The sequence below is a fragment of the Gordonia sp. UBA7860 genome (assembly GCF_002500165.1).
GTDB classification, from domain to species: Bacteria; Actinomycetota; Actinomycetes; order Mycobacteriales; family Mycobacteriaceae; genus Gordonia; species Gordonia sputi.
Genome location: NZ_DLSO01000096.1, coordinates 1056 through 2010, shown reverse-complemented (window position 1 = coordinate 2010; position 955 = coordinate 1056). Strand labels below are relative to the sequence as shown.

General features: G+C 65.2%; 1 protein-coding gene and 1 pseudogene. Both read right to left on the bottom strand.

The window, feature by feature from the left end; genetic code table 11:
* Positions 1–617: pseudogene (locus B3T59_RS12420) on the bottom strand (amidophosphoribosyltransferase); the annotation flags it as partial.
* 153 nt (positions 618–770) lie between these two features.
* The coding region (locus B3T59_RS12415) for a sterol carrier family protein (protein WP_287003618.1) at positions 771–955 on the bottom strand (185 nt) is incomplete at its 5' end.

Below are 955 nucleotides of genomic sequence, written 5' to 3'. Positions count from 1 at the left end.
AGGGTGTGCTCGTCCATGAAGGTCAGGCAGAACGCACCGCGCAGCGTCGGCAGGAGTTCCATCGCGGCCTGTTCGATGCTGCTGTCGGCAGCGCCGTGAGCCAGCAATGCGCCGACGATGTCGGAATCCGACGTCGCGGCTCCGCTGGCAATTCCCAGATCGCGGGCGCGACTTGCCAGATCAGCCGTGTTGACGAGGTTTCCGTTGTGCCCTAGCGCAACTCCGGTTCCAGCGTCAGTCGTGCGGAAGATCGGCTGCGAGTTCTCCCAGGTGGTCGAGCCGGTCGTCGAATACCGGCAGTGGCCGATGGCGACGTGACCGACCATCGCGCCCAGCGTTTGCTCGTCGAAGACCTGACTGACCAAACCGAGGTCCTTGAAGACCAGCACCTGCGAACCGTCGCCGACCGCGATACCCGCAGCCTCCTGGCCGCGGTGCTGCAGGGCGTACAGGCCGTAATAGCTGAGTTTGGCGACGTCTTCGCCCGGCGCCCATACACCAAAAACGCCGCACTCCTCGCGCGGCTCGTTCTCGGGTTCGTCCATCGCGTCCCGTGCGGGACAGGCATGCTGGGTAGGAGCCAGCAGGTTGGCGCTTGTGATCGAAAGATCCGGCATACGACGGGCTCCCTGGGTTGAACGTGGCGGCGCGGGCTTCGCGTGACGAAGGTAACCACCGGCAAGTTTACGTGCCGGTAGCCCTTCATTTCCAATTGTGCAGCGGCGTGGCACCTGCGGTTATTCCACATGTGAGCCAGCGCACGCGCACATCTACACCCGTACCAGCGGCATCCAGGTGGCCACCTCGTCGGCCCTACTACCCGACGACGAGACCGCACCTCTCGCGACCAGGTCGCCGAAATCCTCGTCACCGACGGCCAGAAGGAGCCACGACCGCGGATCGGTCTCGACCACGTTGGGTGGTGTGCCCCGCGTGTGGCGCGGCCCCTCGACGC